This is a genomic window from Photobacterium gaetbulicola, assembly GCF_003025515.1.
Lineage (GTDB): Bacteria > Pseudomonadota > Gammaproteobacteria > Enterobacterales > Vibrionaceae > Photobacterium > Photobacterium gaetbulicola.
The window spans coordinates 41,173-57,746 of the sequence record NZ_PYME01000027.1; the positions used below are offsets into that span (position 1 = coordinate 41,173).

The window sequence follows — 16,574 nt, forward strand, 5'->3', positions numbered from 1 at the left end:
AATAAGTTTAGAGGATTAACGATGGCTACAGGTAAGATCGTACAGATCATCGGTGCGGTAGTCGACGTAGAGTTTCCACAGGACTCCGTACCACAGGTATACGATGCCCTTCACGTTGATGCGAAAGAGAACGGTACGCTAGTACTGGAAGTTCAGCAGCAGCTTGGTGGCGGTGTTGTCCGTGGTATCGCAATGGGTACTTCTGATGGCCTGCGTCGTGGTTTGTCTGTTGAAAACACAGGCCGCCCAATTGAGGTTCCAGTTGGTAATGCAACCCTAGGACGTATCATGAACGTTCTGGGCCAGCCAATTGATGAGTGTGGTGATATCGGTGAGAAAGAGCGTTACGCGATTCACCGTGAAGCACCAAGCTACGAAGAGCAGTCAAACGCGACTGAACTACTAGAAACAGGTGTTAAGGTTATCGACCTGATTTGTCCATTCGCTAAGGGTGGTAAAATCGGCCTGTTCGGTGGTGCGGGTGTAGGTAAGACCGTTAACATGATGGAACTTATCAACAACATCGCCCTGCAGCACTCTGGTCTGTCAGTATTCGCCGGTGTTGGTGAGCGTACTCGTGAAGGTAACGACTTCTACTACGAGATGCAGGAAGCGGGCGTTGTTAACGTCGAGAATCCTGAGGAATCGAAAGTAGCGATGGTATACGGCCAGATGAACGAGCCACCAGGTAACCGTCTACGTGTTGCACTGACCGGCCTGACAATGGCTGAGAAGTTCCGTGACGAAGGCCGTGACGTTCTTCTGTTCATCGATAACATCTACCGTTACACCCTTGCGGGTACCGAGGTATCGGCATTGCTTGGCCGTATGCCTTCTGCGGTAGGTTACCAGCCAACTCTTGCAGAAGAGATGGGTGTACTTCAGGAGCGTATCACATCGACCAAGACAGGCTCTATCACGTCTGTACAGGCCGTATACGTACCTGCGGATGACTTGACTGACCCATCGCCGGCGACCACGTTCGCCCACCTTGATGCGACAGTTGTTCTTTCTCGTCAGATCGCTTCTCTGGGTCTATACCCTGCGATCGACCCATTGGATTCAACATCTCGTATGCTTGATCCGCTAGTGGTTGGTCAGGAGCACTACGATATCGCACGTGGCGTACAGAGCATCCTGCAGCGCTACAAAGAGCTGAAAGACATCATTGCAATCCTGGGTATGGACGAGCTATCTGAAGAAGATAAGCAGGCTGTATCCCGTGCTCGTAAGATTGAGCGTTTCCTAACTCAGCCTTACCACGTTGCAGAAGTTTTCACTGGCGACCCTGGTATCTACGTATCGCTGAAAGATACGCTACGTAGCTTCAAAGGTCTTCTTGCGGGTGAATACGACGATATCCCAGAGCAGGCATTCATGTACTGCGGCGCGATTGAAGACGTATTGGAAAAAGCGAAGAAGCTTTGAGCTAAGTAGGAGGCGACATGGCAGCGATAACCTTCCATCTGGATGTAGTAAGTGCAGAGAAACGTCTGTTTTCTGGCCGCGCTGAAAACATTCAGGTGACCGGTAGCGAAGGTGAACTGGGTATTCACGCAGGTCACACCCCGCTGCTGACCGCTATCACGCCGGGTATGGTCCGTATTACCAAACAGCATGGCCAAGAAGAGGTGATTTACCTTTCTGGCGGCATGCTGGAGGTTCAGCCGGGCACGGTTACCGTGTTGGCTGACACCGCTATCCGTGGTGAAGATCTGGACGCAGCGAAAGCGGCAGAAGCGAAACGTCAGGCTGAGGAGCGTATCCACAACCAGCATGGCGACATCGACTTCGCACAGGCAGCCAGCGATTTGGCCAAGGCCATTGCTCAGCTTCGAGTTATCGAGCTGACCAAGAAAGCCCGCTAACATCAGCAAGGCACAAAAAGCGACCCTCGGGTCGCTTTTTTTATGCCCGGCGGTTAGCACTGCTAGAAAGGGGGGGGGCGGTGATGGCTGTTTCATAGTGAGTTATTACTCGTAAAAAAATATCTATTTTTCCTGCCTCCCCTGACATTGGCATTATACAATGGCTTTAGGTTACTTATTTGATATGCACCAAGAGGATTAATTCATGAGCTTCAGTGCTGTGATTCTCGCCGCGGGAAAGGGAACCCGCATGTACTCCAACCTGCCTAAAGTACTACATACCCTGGCAGGTAAGCCGATGGCTAAGCACGTTATCGATACCTGCGCTGGCCTTGGCGCCAACAATATCCACCTGGTCTACGGCCATGGTGGCGATCAGATGCAGGCCGCCTTGAGCGAAGAGCCGGTTAACTGGGTGCTGCAGGCCGAGCAGCTGGGTACTGGCCACGCGGTCAACCAGGCTTGCCCTGATCTGGCGGAAGACGAGAAGGTGCTTATTCTGTACGGTGACGTACCGCTCATCAGCAGCGAGACGTTGGAGAACTTGCTTGATGCCCAGCCTGACGGCGGTATTGCCCTATTGACCGTGGTGCTTGATGACCCGACGGGTTACGGCCGCATCGTGCGCCGCAACGGCCCTGTGGTGGCGATTGTTGAGCAGAAAGATGCCTCGGAAGAGCAAAAGCTGATCAAGGAAATCAACACCGGGGTGATGGTGGCCAATGGTGGCGATCTGAAACGTTGGTTGTCGGCGTTGAAGAACGATAACGCACAAGGCGAATACTACCTGACCGATATTATCGAGATCGCCCACAACGAAGGTCGGGCGGTTGAAGCGGTACACCCGGTGCGTGCCATCGAAGTAGAAGGGGTCAATAACCGTGTTCAGTTGGCCAAGCTTGAGCGTGCTTTCCAGAGCATGCAGGCAGAGCGCTTGCTGGAGCAAGGTGTCATGCTGCGCGATCCTGCCCGCTTTGATTTGCGCGGTGAGCTGCAGTGCGGGACCGATGTGGAGATTGATGCCAATGTGATTATCGAAGGCAGCGTATCGCTGGGCAATAATGTCGTGATCGGCGCCGGCTCGATCCTCAAGGACTGCGAGATTGATGACAACACGGTGATCCGTCCATATAGCGTCATTGAAGGTGCGACGGTGGGCGAAGACTGTACGGTGGGGCCATTTACCCGCCTGCGCCCGGGTGCCGAGCTGGTGGGTGACTCGCATGTGGGTAACTTTGTCGAGATGAAAAAAGCACGCCTGGGCCAGGGCTCTAAGGCCAATCACCTGACCTACCTGGGTGATGCCGAGATCGGCGATCGGGTGAACATCGGTGCCGGCACCATTACCTGCAACTATGACGGTGCCAACAAATTCAAGACCGAGATTGCCGACGATGTGTTTGTCGGCTCGGATACCCAGCTGATTGCCCCGGTCAAGGTTGGCAAAGGTGCGACCATCGGTGCCGGTGCGACCATCAACCGCAATGTGGGCGAAGGCGAGCTGGTGATCACCCGCGCGCCAGCCCGTACCGTCAAAGGCTGGAAGCGTCCTGAGAAGAAGTAATTCTTTTTGCTCCGTTATACCCAAAGGCAAGGCTGAGCCCTTGCCTTTTTCATGCCTGCAGCCAATAGTGCCAGGCTTCTATCCGTCTTCTTTCGAATAAAAAATTAATTGCACATAGTTGATCAAAAAAGTTTTGATCTGCTAGTATTTCTTTCAATTCGAAACTTATAGCTATCAGTTCGTAATTTCATGTCAAAGCGTAATACCCAGCAGCGCCGCCATGCCATTCTTTCAATGGTCAATGAGCAGGGCGAAGTCAGTGTCGATACCTTGGCAAAGCACTTTGCCACATCAGAGGTGACGGTCCGTAAGGATCTCGCTGAGCTCGAGAAGAATGGCCTGCTACTGCGCCGCTACGGTGGTGCTGTGTCAATGCCGACCGAAATGGTCAGTGAGCCGGAAGAACAAGTTTCGGTTCGTAAGTTGGCTATTGCCAAGGCAGCAGCCGTTCGGATCCGCGACCATAACCGGATCATCATCGACAGCGGCAGCACCACTGCCAGCCTGATCAGCTTGCTCAATGACAAGCATGGCCTGGTGGTGATGACCAATTCGCTCAATGTGGCCAACGCGCTGAACAGCCTGGAGAACGAGCCGACCCTGCTGATGACGGGCGGGACCTGGGACCCGCATTCCGAGGCGTTCCAGGGACAGGTTGCGGAATCAGTATTACGCTCGTATGACTTTGACCAGTTGTTTATTGGGGCCGATGGCATAGACACGGCACGGGGAACGACGACCTTTAACGAGCTGGTGGGATTGAGCCGGGTGATGGCCGAGGTAGCGCGGGAAGTGGTGGTGATGGTCGAATCCAACAAGGTCGGCCGCAAGATCCCTAACCTTGAGCTGCCGTGGGCGAGCATCAGCACCTTGATCACCGATGACGGCTTGGACATGGAAGCCAAACAACAGATTGAACAGCATGGCGTGCAGGTGGTCTGCGCGGCTGCGGAATAAAATTTAGGAGCAAGAAACTATGTGTGGGATTGTTGGTGCGGTAGCACAGCGTGATGTAGCGGAAATTCTGGTCGAAGGGCTACGCCGCCTCGAGTACCGCGGTTATGACTCTGCCGGTGTCGCGATTGTTGATGGCGAGTCTAATCTGACCCGCGTCCGCCGTCTGGGTAAAGTCCAGGAGCTGGCTGATGCCGTTGACGAAGCCCATGTGGTTGGTGGTACTGGTATCGCACATACCCGCTGGGCAACCCATGGCGAGCCGTCGGAAGCCAATGCCCACCCACACATGTCTGGTGATATTGCCGTGGTTCACAACGGTATTATCGAGAACCACGAAGAGCTGCGTGAGCTACTGCAATCTCGTGGTTACGTCTTTGAATCGCAAACCGACACCGAAGTGATTGCTCACATGGTGGAGTGGGAACTGCGCACCGCGGATACCCTGCTAGAAGCGGTGCAGAAAACCGCGAAGCAATTGACAGGGGCTTACGGTACGGTTGCCCTGGATCGCAAGGACCCGTCTCGGATTGTGGTCGCGCGCTCTGGCAGCCCGATTGTTATCGGCTTTGGTGTCGGTGAGAACTTCCTCGCTTCCGATCAGCTCGCCCTGCTTAACGTTACCCGCCGTTTCATGTACCTGGAAGAAGGTGATGTGGCAGAAATTACCCGTCGCGAGGTAACGGTGTATGATGCCTCTGGTGAACGCGTCGAGCGTGAAATCGCTGAATCCAATGCCGAGCACGACGCTGGTGACAAAGGCCAGTACCGTCACTTCATGCAAAAAGAGATCTATGAGCAGCCGACTGCGCTAATCAACACCATGGAAGGGCGTGTCACGGCTGATTCTGTGGTGACTGAAGCGATTGGTGTGAACGCGGCAGACATCCTGAGCAAGGTTGAACATGTCCAGATTGTGGCCTGTGGCACATCTTACAATGCCGGTATGACCGCGCGTTACTGGTTCGAAGACATCGCTGGCGTAAGCTGTGATGTGGAAATTGCGTCTGAATTCCGCTACCGCAAGTTCGTTACCCGCCCGAACAGCCTGCTGATCACCTTGTCTCAGTCCGGTGAAACCGCTGATACCCTGGCAGCGCTTCGCCTGGCCAAGGAAAAAGGCTATATGGCGGCCATGACAATCTGTAACGTGGCGGGCTCTTCACTGGTGCGTGAATCAGATTTTGCCTTCATGACCCGTGCGGGAGTGGAGATTGGTGTGGCATCAACCAAGGCCTTCACCACTCAGCTTTCTGCCCTGCTGATGCTGGTGACGGCGCTGGGTAAGCAGCAAAACCGCATTAGCAAAGCGAAAGAAAAAGAGATCGTTGAAGCGCTGCATGCCCTGCCGCAGCAGATCAATGCTGCACTGTCTTTCGAGAAAGAAATAGAAGAGTTGGCCACTGACTTTGCCGACAAGCACCATACCCTGTTCCTGGGCCGTGGTGAGTTCTACCCGATTGCGATGGAAGCTTCGTTGAAGCTCAAAGAGATCTCCTACATTCACGCTGAAGCCTATGCGGCGGGAGAATTGAAGCATGGTCCGCTGGCACTGATTGATGCCGATATGCCAGTCGTCGTCGTCGCGCCAAGCAATGAACTGCTGGAGAAGCTGAAATCAAACGTGGAAGAAGTTCGTGCTCGTGGTGGCCTGTTGTATGTCTTCGCCGACGCGGATGCAGGTTTTGAGGCTGATGAAACCATGAAGATCATCACCATGCCGCATGTTAGCGAAATCACTGCTGCAATTTACTACACCATTCCGATGCAGTTGCTGTCTTATTATGTGGCATTGATCAAAGGGACCGATGTGGATCAGCCGCGTAACCTTGCCAAGGCGGTTACTGTCGAATAAAAATCAGCTTGTTAGCCTTAGGCCTAACAACTTGTCTCAAAAGTGAGAAAAGGCACCCTTGGGGGTGCCTTTTTTATTGGGGCAAGGAGTGAGCGTCTACTATCTAGACAGGGATGGTTGCTTTTTTTGCGTTTTAGGAAAAACCGGCAACGTGGTCATCATTTGCAAACCAAATTACGACAGCCAGAATGGCGTTCGAATGTAAGTGCATATTAAATAATGATTTTTTAATTTAATCTCAAGTTGGCTTATGTTGTGCAATCCAGTAATGAAAGCTAGGCATTATTCATTGTGTTGTATTGGAGGTGTGACATGACAGATCCAAAAGCCCAAATCGCAGCCCGTATCAAAGAAGCCAGGGAATGGAAAGGCCTGACCCAGGTGCACATGGCCCAACAACTTAAGGTAGCGCGTCAGACCTACCTGGATTTGGAAACGGGTAAAACCGAACCCAAGGTGAGAATGCTGTCGGAAATCTCGGAGATCACCGAGCGGCCGTTGACCTGGTTTGTGTACGGTGATGAAGGCATTGAAATCTTGGAGAGTGAATATAAAGAGGAGATTGATCGCTTGCTGCAGTATTTCAGCCGCCTGCCCCACTCGGCTAGGAATGTTATCTTGCAGCAAAGCATTAATTTGGCTGGATTTATGGCGGAGTATACGCGAGCGCTAACCCAGCGGGACAAGTCGTAAAACTGGTCAGATCTGTGTCAGGCTATGCTGACACAATTGTTTGCGTTGTGTCTTGATAGCTGGTCATTAAGGGGAGGGGGTCACAAATTATAAACATCGCTGATGTGTAAATCTTTGTTCCTAATGAATAATTAAAATATGAATGACATTATACTCATTAAGGAATTGAGATACTCCTCCAAGCGCTGCGGGTATTGGCTGTGGATGGAGGGGTATCGTTGAGGAAGCTATGGAACAGGTAAAAACGTGGATTGCACAGAGGATCAAAGATGCACGGGAGTGGAAAGGGATCTCCCAAGTGGCGATGGCAAAGCATCTCGATGTTGCCAGGCAAACGTATCTTGATCTCGAGTCGGGAAAAACGGAGCCGAGGATTTCTACTCTGGTGAAGATCGCGGAATTAACCGGCCAGCCCCTGGGTTGGTTCGTGTTTGACATCCAGCGTCCGGAAATGCAGCAAGAGCAGCTCAAGACTGAGCTCATCCAGCTGTCGGCACTCTATGAACAGTTAGCCGAACCTCTACGGAGCCAAATGCTGGCTTGCCACATCAATCAGCTGAAAGTGATTCTCGTGCACCTCGGTGTGGATGAGGCTGGGGAAAACAAAGCAGCCTCCGAGGCTGCCTTGTCGTCTTGATGCTTGTCTCGTTGGGTCCTCATTATTGTGCGAGGAAGAACTGGTAAGCCGGGTTGTCTGTTTCGTCTTTCCAGCTATAGCCGAGTTCACGGAGGTGGCTGGTGAAGGACAGCAAGTCCTGCTCTTCCAGCTCGAAGCCGCACAGCACCCGGCCATAATCCGCGCCATGATTGCGGTAATTGAACAGGCTGATATTCCAGTGGGTGCCCAGGGTGTTGAGGAACTTGAGCAGGGCCCCGGGGTATTCTGGAAACTCAAAGCTGTACAGCCTTTCTTTCAATGGCTTGGATGGACGGCCACCAATCATATAGCGGACATGGACCTTGGCCATTTCGTCATCGGATAAATCCACCACCGGATAACCACCTTTGCGCAGGTCGGCAATGATGCTGTCGAGCTCTTCCTGGCCCTGGATCAAACGTACCCCGACAAACACATTCGCCAAACTGTCGTTGTTGTAGCGGTAGTTGAACTCGGTAACGGCACGACCGCCTAGGATATGGCAGAAATCGAGGAATGCCCCCGGGCGTTCGGGAATGGTCACCGCCAGTAGCCCTTCGCGTTTTTCCCCCAGCTCGCAGCGCTCCGAAACATAGCGCAGGCCGTGGAAGTTGAGGTTGGCCCCTGACAACACGGCGGCAAGTTGTTTGTCCTTGAGCTGGTGGCGCTCGGCAAATTTCTTGAGCCCGGCCAGTGATAGCGCCCCGGATGGTTCGGCGATTGCCCGGGTATCTTCGAAAATATCTTTTACTGCCGAGCAGATCTCGTCGCTGCTTACGGTAATGGAGTCATCAAGATACTGCTGGCACAGGCGGAAGGTCTCTTCGCCGATGCGTTTGACCGCCACGCCATCAGCAAACATACCGACCTGATCCAAGGTCACCGGCTCACCGGCATCCAGTGCGGCACGCAGGCAGGCCGAATCCTCGGCCTCGACCCCGATCACCTTGATCTGCGGCATCAGTTGCTTGATCAGGACCGCGACCCCCGCAGCGAGCCCACCGCCGCCGACCGGAACAAAAATGTAGTCGAGGTGGCTATTTTGCTGGACCAGCTCGACGCCAATCGTCCCTTGCCCGGCGATCACGGCTGGGTGATCGAAAGGCGGAATGAAGGTGTAGCCGTGCTGGCCCGCCAGCATCTCGGCATGGGCCTTGGCTTCGTCGAAGTTGCCGCCGTGCAGTACCACCTTGCCGCCGAACCCCCGTACGGCATCGACTTTGATATCTGGGGTGGTTCGCGGCATGACGATGGTTGCCTTTACCCCAAGGTGTTTGCCCGACATGGCCAGGCCTTGGGCATGGTTACCCGCCGAAGCGGCGATGACGCCGGCTTGGCGCTGAGCCTCAGTCAGCTGGGCCATCATATTGTAGGCACCGCGCAGCTTGAAGGAGTGGACCGGCTGGCGGTCCTCCCGTTTAAGCTGAACCTGGTTGCCGATGCGGCTGCCAAGACGGGTCATGCTTTGCAGCGGCGTGACCTGAGCGACTTCATATACCGGAGCCCGCAGGATCTCCCGCAGGTAGTCTGCCCCGCAGGGCAGCTCGGCCTCGTGGGCCTGAGTGACTTCGCTCATCATAGATTATCCTTCCAGCTTCGATTTATCGCGTACCGCACCCTTATCGGCGCTGGTCGCAAGGTTGGCGTAGGCGCGCAGGGCAAAGGACACTTCGCGCTGACGATCCACTGGCTTCCAGCCGCGTTGTTCGGCTTGCTCACGGCGGCTGGCGAGCGTTGCTTCGTCGACCTGCAGCTCGATACTGCGGTTGGGGATATCGATGGCAATGGTGTCGCCGTCCTGGATCAGGCCGATAGTGCCGCCGTTGGCAGCTTCCGGCGAGACGTGGCCAATCGATAGGCCGCTGGTGCCGCCGGAGAAACGGCCGTCGGTGATCAGCGCGCACTCTTTGCCCAGCCCCATGGATTTGAGGTAAGTGGTTGGGTAGAGCATCTCCTGCATACCTGGACCGCCTTTCGGGCCTTCGTAGCGGATCACCACTACATCGCCGGCTTTGACCTTGCCCCCCAGGATCCCCTCAACGGCGGTTTCCTGGCTTTCGAACACAATCGCCGGGCCGGTGAAGGTCAGGCAGCTCTCATCGACCCCAGCGGTCTTCACGATGCAGCCATCGAGAGCCATGTTGCCGGACAACACCGCCAGGCCGCCGTCTTGGCTGAAGGCGTGTTCTTTGCTGCGGATACAGCCGTTTTCACGGTCATCATCCAGGGTATCCCAGCGGCAGTCTTGCGAGAAGGCCTGGGTGGTACGGATCCCGGCTGGGCCGGCACGGAAGAAGTCTTTCACTGCCTGTGACTCGGTCTGCATCACATCGTAGTGCTTGAATGATTCTGCAAAGCTTTGGCCAAGCACATTCTGGCAGCTGCTGTGGAACAGGCCGGCACGATCCAGCTCGGCCAGGATACCGTAAACCCCACCCGCCCGGTGAACATCCTCCATGTGGTATTTCTGGGTCGATGGCGCCACCTTGCACAGGTGCGGAACCTGGCGCGACATGCGGTCGATGTCTTCCATGGTGAAGTCGACCTCACCTTCCTGCGCCGCAGCGAGCAAGTGAAGGACGGTGTTGGTTGAGCCGCCCATGGCTATATCGAGGGCCATGGCGTTTTCGAACGCTTGCTTGGTCGCGATGTTGCGCGGCAGTGCGCTAGCATCATCCTGCTCGTAGTAGCGCTTGGTCAGCTCGACAATTCGCTTGCCGGCATTGATAAACAGCTGCTCGCGGTCGGCGTGGGTGGCCAGCATCGAGCCGTTGCCAGGCTGGCTCAGGCCCAGTGCTTCGGTCAGGCAGTTCATCGAGTTGGCGGTAAACATACCCGAGCACGAGCCGCATGTCGGGCACGCCGAGCGTTCGATCTGCTCGCTCTGCTCGTCGGAGACGTTAGGATCGGCGCCCTGGATCATGGCATCAACCAGATCCAGCTTGAGGATCTGATCCGACAGCTTGGTCTTGCCGGCTTCCATTGGGCCGCCGGAAACAAAGATCACCGGGATATTGAGGCGCAGCGAGGCCATCAGCATCCCCGGGGTGATCTTGTCGCAGTTGGAGATACAGACCATGGCATCGGCACAGTGGGCGTTGACCATGTATTCGACCGAGTCGGCGATCAGCTCGCGTGACGGCAGAGAGTAGAGCATGCCACCGTGGCCCATGGCGATACCATCATCAACAGCAATGGTATTGAATTCTTTGGCGATACCGCCCGCCGCTTCAATTTCCTTCGCGACTAACTGGCCGAGATCCTTGAGGTGGACATGGCCCGGAACAAATTGGGTGAACGAGTTGACCACCGCAATAATTGGCTTGCCGAAATCTTCATCTTTCACGCCGGTGGCGCGCCATAGGGCACGGGCACCAGCCATATTACGGCCGTGGGTGGTAGTGGCGGAGCGGTACTTGGGCATAACGATAAATCCTTTTGCTGTATTGCTTGGCCGGTGTGCTGGACATACCGGCCGCGGTGTCAGTGTTTACTTGTCGGCAGGGTAAACGTAGTCAAGCCAACCCCATTTGTCCTCAGTCTCGCCATTGAACAAGCCGAAGTAGGCTTGCTGGAGAGCTTTGGTCACTGGGCCGCGTTTACCTTCTCCGACGGTGATCTGGTCGACGCTGCGAACTGGCACGATTTCGGCAGCGGTCCCGGTCATGAAGATCTCATCGGCAAGGTACAGGGCTTCGCGGGCAATGTTTTCTTCGCGCACTTCATAACCGCGCTCTTTGGCCAGCGTCATGATGGTGTCACGGGTGATCCCCGGCAGGATGGCGCTGGTGGTGGGTGGGGTCGACAGGATGCCGTTGCGAACCACAAACAGGTTCTCACCTGCCCCTTCCGACAGGTAACCGTCAACACTCAAGGCGATCCCTTCGGCATAGCCGTGGCGGCGGGCTTCACCGCCGACCAGCAGGGATGACAGGTAGTTACCGCCAGCCTTGGCAGCGGTCGGGATGGTATTCGGTGCGGCACGGTGCCAGCTGGAGATCATCGCATCGACCCCGTTTTCCAGCGCTTCCTCGCCCAGGTAGGAGCCCCACGGGAAAGCCGCCACCATCACGTCCATCTCGGTGCCCACTGGCGGGCAAACGCCCAGGCCAACATTGCCGACATAGCCCAGCGGGCGGATATACGCCGACTCCAGCTGGTTGACCCGCAAGGTCTCACGGCAGATCTCCATCAGCTCTTCCGAGCTGTACGGGATCGGGAAGCGGTAGATTTTGGCTGAGTTTTTCAGACGATCCATGTGTTCTTTATGGCGGAAGACCGCCGGGCCTTTCGGGGTGTTGTAGCAGCGGATACCTTCGAAGACCGAGGTACCGTAATGCATGGCATGGGTTAGCACGTGCACCTTGGCATCGCCCCAAGGCACCATTTCACCGTTGAACCAAATAAAATCCGCTGTGTTGGCCATGTTTGTTCCTTCCTTAAAATCTAATCTCGGTTTGCTACGAGTGTGGTTTCGACGGTACGAATATCCCAGAGCTTTTCGATTTGGTTGATCAGCGTCGTTATTGGTCGGTCGCTGTCGACAAGGATTTCGATACTGGCGATTTTGCTTTCATGGTTTTGGGTTGCATTCACTTGTTTTATCACAAAACCACGGTGACGGATCACGCGCAAGATACGCTCTAATAATACTGGCTTATCATCCGCTTTGATGTCGAGTAAATATCTGTCCATTAAGTATTCTCCAGCATATCTTGATTTGCCGCGCCAGGTGGTACGAGGGGCCATACATTGTCTTCTTCCGAGATCAATACATGGAGTAAGTAAGCCGTATCGCTCGCCAACATCTCTTTTAGTGCCGGCTCCACCTCCTCCTTGCGGGTGATGGTTTTGCCCGGGATATCGAAGGCTTTGGCCAGCATCACGAAATCCGGGTTGTCATCGAGAATGGTTTCGCTATGGCGGCCATCGAAGAACAAAGACTGCCACTGGCGGACCATGCCCAGGCGCTGGTTATTGATCAGCACCATCTTGACCGGGATCTGGCGGCGCTTGAGGGTTCCCAGCTCCTGGATGTTCATCATGAACGAGCCGTCACCGGTGATCAGGATGGACTCGTCATTCGGGCGGGCGACCTTGGCCCCCATCGCCGCCGGCAGGCCAAAGCCCATGGTGCCAAGGCCGGCTGAGGTGATGTAGTTCTGCGGCTCGCGCGGCTGGATGTGCTGTGCCGCCCACATCTGGTGCTGGCCGACATCGGTCGAGACGATGGAAGAGTCCGGCATCATGTCGGATAGCTGCTTCATCAGCAGCGGCGCATAGATCAAGTCGCCCGGGTGGTCATAGCGCCACTTGTTCTGCTGGCGCAGGCTGTCAGTGTAGTCGACCCAGTCGCTGATGTTCTGGCTGAGCTCCAGTTGCGGCAGGATGACGTTGATATCTCCGCGCAGCGGCGCATGGGCATGCCGTAGCTTGTTGAACTCGGCGGCATCGATATCGATATGGATCACCTTGGCATGTGGCGCGAAGGTGTCTAGCTTGCCGGTTACTCGGTCATCGAAACGGGCACCGATCACGATCAGCAGGTCACATTCCTGCACCACCAGGTTGGCGGTCTTGGTGCCATGCATGCCTAGCATTCCCAAATAGTGCGGGTTGTGGCGTTCGATGGTCCCCAGTCCCTTGAGGGTACTGACTGCCGGCATCGGGTTCATGGCGAGGAAGGTTCTGACGGTCTCGGTCGCATGGGCGAGTTGGACCCCGCCACCGACATACAACACTGGGCGCTGGCTAGCTGATAATACGTGTTGGGCGGCAGCAATTTGCTCGCTGGAAACGACAGGGATCGCAGGGGGAGTGATGGGAGTCAGATCCCCTGCCGGTGCCAGGGCCAGCTGGACATCTTTGGCGATATCGACCACCACTGGGCCAGGGCGGCCGGTCTTGGCCACTTCGAAAGCCTCGGCAAGCGTTGGGATCAGTTCGTTGATATCGGTCACCAGGTAGCTGTGCTTGGCACAGGCCAGTGACATGCCTATCACGTCCATTTCCTGGAAAGCATCGGTACCGATGTGTGAACTGGCTACCTGCCCAGTGATAGCCACGATAGGCACTGAATCGAGAAAGGCGTCAGCCAGTCCTGTCATCAGGTTGGTGGCGCCCGGGCCGGATGTCGCCATGCAAACGGCAACATCCTGGGTGGCTCTTGCCATGCCGATCGCGGCCATGGCAGCCCCTTGTTCGTGGCGGCATAGGATATGCTCGACCCCACCGTCATAAAGGGCATCATAGATAGGCATGATGGCACCACCCGGGTAGCCAAATACCGTTTTTATCCCCTGCTTCTGCAGCGCCTTTACGACTAACTCTGCTCCCGTCATCGCTGCTCTCCCCTGTTCCTTGTCGGTGACGTGCTGATTGTTAATTCAGCGAAATTGATGAAATAGTCCAAAAAAAAGCCCCCTAGCCTGTTGGCTTAGGGGGCTTCTCTGCGTTTGTTGTGCTTGCTGCTAATTTACGCCTGCCCGACCCCCTCGTAGTGAAATAAGCACCACGATGACGTTGATAATGAGAAGGAGGGCGTTGGCCATAAATTGCATTGACTGTCTGTCCGATTTTTTATGTTAAGACGTTGTGTTGACCTAGTGGTAACACAGACATCGCTCGCATGACAAGAAAAAAATCAAAATTATTTTGCAATCCGGCTGCATAAATAGGCTATTGGTGAAACGTATTTGGTGAAAATGTTTAACTTTTTTGTTTGAAATAACAGCAGGATGACTATTGATGAACCTTGCCATTATCCATAGCCGTGCCAGTGTCGGGGTTCAGGCCCCTGCGGTCACTGTCGAGGTGCATATCAGCAATGGAATGCCCGCTTTTCAGCTGGTCGGGTTGCCAGAGACCAGTGTCAAGGAAGCCAAGGACCGGGTGCGCAGTGCCATCGTCAATGCGGGGTTTGAGTTTCCGTCGCGGCGCATAACCGTTAATCTGGCGCCAGCCGATTTGCCCAAGGAAGGCGGTCGTTTTGATTTACCGATTGCTCTTGGGATCCTGGCTGCTTCGGAGCAAATACCTGCCGATAAGCTGCAATTTTTTGAGTTTTTGGGGGAGTTGGCGCTTTCCGGTGAGTTGCGGCCGGTCAAGGGAGCACTGCCCGCGGCCTTGGCGGCCGGACAGGCCAAGCGTTGCCTGGTGGTACCCGATGGCAATGGCGATCAGGTGGCACTGGTGGGTAAAGAGCAGCATAAATCGGCCCAAAGTCTGTTGGCGGTCTGCGCCCACTTGCATGGCGAGGGCGAATTGTTGCTGGTGCAGTCTGAGGTTGCTGATCTCGAAGAGCAATCCGCGCCGGCCCGTGACATGCAAGATATCATTGGCCAGCAGCAAGGCAAGCGGGCGCTGGAAATTGCCGCTGCCGGCGGTCATAACCTGCTGTTTCTCGGCCCGCCCGGCACCGGTAAGACCATGCTGGCGTCCCGGTTGTGCGATTTGCTACCGCCGATGTCCATTGAGGAGGCGATGGAAACTGCTGCGGTTGCCTCGCTGACCCAGCAGCATATCCATGAGAGTAATTGGCGCCAGCGTCCCTTCCGTACCCCTCACCATTCCAGCTCGATGGCGGCGTTGGTCGGTGGGGGCTCGGTCCCCCGACCCGGTGAAATATCCCTTGCCCACAACGGTATCCTGTTTTTGGACGAGATGCCGGAATTCGAGCGCAAGGTGTTGGACTCGCTGCGCGAACCGCTGGAGTCCGGCGAGATCGTGATCTCCCGCGCCACCAGCAAGACCACTTTCCCGGCCCGGTTCCAGCTTATCGGTGCCTTGAATCCCAGCCCGACCGGCTTTTACGAGGGCAACCAGTCGCGTACCAACCCGCAGGCCATACTGCGCTATCTCAGCCGCTTGTCCGGCCCGCTCCTCGACCGCTTTGATATGTCGATTGAGATCCCGGCGCTGCCGCGCGGGACACTGGCCGATGGTGGCGATCGGGGCGAGCCCAGTGCGGTAATTCGTGAACGGGTATTGGCCGCGCGAACCTGCATGGTCGAGCGCAGCGGTCGGGTTAATGCCCTGCTGGGGACGCGTGAGCTGGATACCTTCTGCAAGCTTGGCAGGCAGGATGCGGAATTTCTCGAAACCGCCTTGCACCAGCTCGGCCTGTCGATCCGGGCCTACCACCGGATCATCAAAGTGGCGAGGACGATTGCCGATCTGGCTGGGAGCGAAGCGATAGAGCGGGGGCATCTTGCCGAGGCACTGGGGTACCGGGCAATGGATAGGTTGCTGCGTCAGTTAACTGCGCAGGCTGTATAGGAGCGGAGAGGGCATAGCAAGCGAGCAGTAAGACAAAAAGGCCCGCAGGCCTTTTTGTCTTGTTTGGCGGATCGGCTGGACGGACTTATTTGGTCAGCAGGTAGTTCACCAGCTCGAAGTACTCGTCGATAGATTTGACCTTGCCGGCTTCAACTTGGTACTTGTTGTTGACGATAATCGCCGGTACGCCGGTCAGGCCGCTGTCCTGGAAGGCTTTGTTGAAGCGGTTCACCATCGAGTTCACGGCAAAGCTGTTGAAGGCACCGTCGAAGTCTTCTGCGCTGACGCCTTCATCCAGGAAGATCTGGCGCAGCTCGTCGTCGTTGCGCGGTGGTTTTTGCATGTCATGGACGCGGGCAAACAGCACTGGGGTCATGGTGTCTTCCACGCCGAGCACCACGGAGGTAGCGTAGGCCTTGCTCATCGACTTACCCATCGCGCCGCCCATGAAAGAGACGTGGTTCTTCTGCAGCTTGGCATTGTCCGGCAGGTTTTTCTTCAGCTGCTGGATGATGGGCTCGAAGCTGTTGCAGTGTGGGCAGTAAAACGAGAAGTATTCGGTCACCACCGGGCTGCTGGACTTTGGCAGATCCAATACCTTGTAGTAATCGCCCTCGGTAAACTTCGCCGCCTGAACCGACAGCGACAGCAGTGCCACGCTGGCAAAAGCTAGGATTTTCTTAAACATGAATCAAATTACTCCCTTAAATCAAAGGTCTGAAATAA

The 16,574-nt window shown here is 55.4% G+C and carries 14 protein-coding genes; 8 read left to right on the forward strand and 6 right to left on the reverse strand.

Annotation, left to right across the window (positions count from 1 at the left end; translation table 11 throughout):
* Positions 1-21 precede the first annotated feature (21 nt).
* From atpD to C9J03_RS20495, 7 genes are all read left to right on the forward strand, one after another.
* Complete coding sequence (atpD, locus tag C9J03_RS20465; protein WP_044622198.1) at positions 22-1,428, forward strand: F0F1 ATP synthase subunit beta; 1,407 nt, start codon at positions 22-24, stop codon at positions 1,426-1,428.
* Between the two features lie 17 nt (positions 1,429-1,445).
* A complete protein-coding gene (locus tag C9J03_RS20470; protein WP_044622197.1) occupies positions 1,446-1,868 on the forward strand; it encodes a F0F1 ATP synthase subunit epsilon in 423 nt (140 codons plus the stop codon).
* Positions 1,869-2,073: 205 nt separating this feature from the next.
* The gene (gene glmU / locus C9J03_RS20475; protein WP_039468222.1) at positions 2,074-3,432 is read left to right on the forward strand and encodes a bifunctional UDP-N-acetylglucosamine diphosphorylase/glucosamine-1-phosphate N-acetyltransferase GlmU; all 1,359 of its coding nucleotides are present in this window, start codon (positions 2,074-2,076) and stop codon (positions 3,430-3,432) included.
* A 189-nt stretch (positions 3,433-3,621) separates the two neighbouring features.
* Positions 3,622-4,389 (forward strand): DeoR/GlpR family DNA-binding transcription regulator, encoded by a 768-nt coding sequence (locus C9J03_RS20480; protein ID WP_039468224.1) that lies wholly within the window; start codon positions 3,622-3,624, stop codon positions 4,387-4,389.
* Positions 4,390-4,408: 19 nt separating this feature from the next.
* On the forward strand, positions 4,409-6,241 hold the full coding sequence (gene glmS / locus C9J03_RS20485) for a glutamine--fructose-6-phosphate transaminase (isomerizing) (protein ID WP_039468227.1): 1,833 nt from the start codon (positions 4,409-4,411) through the stop codon (positions 6,239-6,241).
* Between the two features lie 312 nt (positions 6,242-6,553).
* Positions 6,554-6,934, forward strand: a complete 381-nt coding sequence (locus tag C9J03_RS20490) for a helix-turn-helix transcriptional regulator (protein WP_039468230.1) — start codon at positions 6,554-6,556, stop codon at positions 6,932-6,934.
* Positions 6,935-7,163: 229 nt separating this feature from the next.
* Positions 7,164-7,571: a helix-turn-helix transcriptional regulator gene (locus tag C9J03_RS20495; RefSeq protein ID WP_044622196.1), complete on the forward strand. Its 408-nt coding sequence runs from the start codon at positions 7,164-7,166 to the stop codon at positions 7,569-7,571.
* 22 nt (positions 7,572-7,593) lie between these two features.
* Here C9J03_RS20495 and ilvA read toward each other — a convergent pair whose 3' ends face one another.
* From ilvA to ilvG, 5 genes are all read right to left on the reverse strand, one after another.
* A complete protein-coding gene (gene ilvA, locus C9J03_RS20500; RefSeq protein ID WP_044624343.1) occupies positions 7,594-9,147 on the reverse strand; it encodes a threonine ammonia-lyase, biosynthetic in 1,554 nt (517 codons plus the stop codon).
* A gap of 6 nt (positions 9,148-9,153) precedes the next feature.
* Complete coding sequence (gene ilvD / locus C9J03_RS20505; RefSeq protein WP_044622195.1) at positions 9,154-10,995, reverse strand: dihydroxy-acid dehydratase; 1,842 nt, start codon at positions 10,993-10,995, stop codon at positions 9,154-9,156.
* 66 nt (positions 10,996-11,061) lie between these two features.
* On the reverse strand, positions 11,062-11,997 hold the full coding sequence (gene ilvE / locus C9J03_RS20510) for a branched-chain-amino-acid transaminase (protein WP_044622194.1): 936 nt from the start codon (positions 11,995-11,997) through the stop codon (positions 11,062-11,064).
* Positions 11,998-12,017: 20 nt separating this feature from the next.
* The gene (gene ilvM, locus C9J03_RS20515) at positions 12,018-12,266 is read right to left on the reverse strand and encodes an acetolactate synthase 2 small subunit (protein WP_039468244.1); all 249 of its coding nucleotides are present in this window, start codon (positions 12,264-12,266) and stop codon (positions 12,018-12,020) included.
* A complete protein-coding gene (gene ilvG, locus C9J03_RS20520) occupies positions 12,266-13,912 on the reverse strand; it encodes an acetolactate synthase 2 catalytic subunit (protein WP_044622193.1) in 1,647 nt (548 codons plus the stop codon). Before ilvG ends, ilvM begins: the two co-directional genes overlap by 1 nt.
* Positions 13,913-14,318: 406 nt before the next feature.
* On the opposite strand from ilvG, the gene C9J03_RS20525 reads away from it, so the two are divergent.
* Positions 14,319-15,848, forward strand: a complete 1,530-nt coding sequence (locus tag C9J03_RS20525) for a YifB family Mg chelatase-like AAA ATPase (RefSeq protein WP_044622192.1) — start codon at positions 14,319-14,321, stop codon at positions 15,846-15,848.
* An 85-nt stretch (positions 15,849-15,933) separates the two neighbouring features.
* On the opposite strand, the gene C9J03_RS20530 is transcribed toward C9J03_RS20525, so the two are convergent.
* The gene (locus C9J03_RS20530; protein WP_039468253.1) at positions 15,934-16,536 is read right to left on the reverse strand and encodes a thiol:disulfide interchange protein DsbA/DsbL; all 603 of its coding nucleotides are present in this window, start codon (positions 16,534-16,536) and stop codon (positions 15,934-15,936) included.
* Positions 16,537-16,574: the final 38 nt, after the last annotated feature.